Here is an 897-nt window from a genome sequence, read left to right as displayed (position 1 = left end):
GGGCATATCAACCTTAAAACGGGAAAAGGTAGAATTGTTGATATTAAAGGAACAAATTATTTTGGATTTCAATTATATTATGTAGAAGAAATGAATATGTGGGAGGCTATCATAAAAGGCGGTTACCCAGAAGATAAATGTTTAGAGAAATATATAGAATTAGCAAAAAAAGAAAAACAAAAAAAGAAAAACAAAAAAAAGAAGAGGATAGTCATCTAGATTGTTCATATCCAGAAAGAAATTGTGATCTACATTATTTTATAGATGCAATTTCTGGAAAACAGATTTCAAAACAAGAGTACGCAAAAAGATATAGAGCAGCGTTTGGTGAAGAGGATGAAAGACTTGATTATATCTTTACAGAGCCGTGATATAATTTTTGAGTTGGCAGCTTCTAATGCTGGTGAGCAAACTGCTGCACACGAAGTTTTGCACAGTATTGGGTTAGATCATACTTTTCAAAAAAATAGTGATGACTTTATTTATAAAGGGCAAGAAACAGATAATGTGATGGATTATCTAAACGAAGGAGTTGCTCTCTATCAATGGCAATGGAAATTAATAAACCCCGCAATAAAAGAAATATTAAATAGTTAAGAACTAACTCCAATTGTAAAGGAGTTGTAGTATTCTTAATTCCACTTGTATTAAAACAGGATATATATAATTTCCAAGCATATAGTGATGAACCTTTAAAAGAAGGTAGATTTATAATTTTGCTTGATAACGACAAAATTAAAGACACAACAATAGTACACGAAATTGGACATACATTAGGTTTAGTTCATTCATTTCAAGAATTGCTAATAGACCAAGAAAATAGAACATTTGTATCTAAGTATATTTTTAAAGAAGGTAAAACAGAAAATATAATGGATTATAGCCAAAATACTATTT

General features: G+C 29.5%; 2 protein-coding genes and 1 pseudogene. All 3 read left to right on the top strand.

Features of this window, described 5'->3' with window-relative positions:
- A pseudogene (locus tag HMPREF9071_RS12585) lies at positions 1-219 on the top strand (hypothetical protein); the annotation flags it as partial.
- 45 nt (positions 220-264) lie between these two features.
- Positions 265-597 (top strand): hypothetical protein, encoded by a 333-nt coding sequence (locus HMPREF9071_RS12315; protein ID WP_009401574.1) that lies wholly within the window; start codon positions 265-267, stop codon positions 595-597.
- A 119-nt stretch (positions 598-716) separates the two neighbouring features.
- Positions 717-897 (top strand): reprolysin-like metallopeptidase (locus tag HMPREF9071_RS11680; RefSeq protein ID WP_009401569.1); only part of this gene is annotated, 181 nt, incomplete at its 3' end.

Origin of the sequence: Capnocytophaga sp. oral taxon 338 str. F0234, from assembly GCF_000192225.1 — a bacterium.
In the GTDB taxonomy this organism is placed as follows: domain Bacteria; phylum Bacteroidota; class Bacteroidia; order Flavobacteriales; family Flavobacteriaceae; genus Capnocytophaga.
Note: the sequence above shows the minus strand (reverse complement) of the source record. Positions and strands in the feature narration are given on the sequence as shown.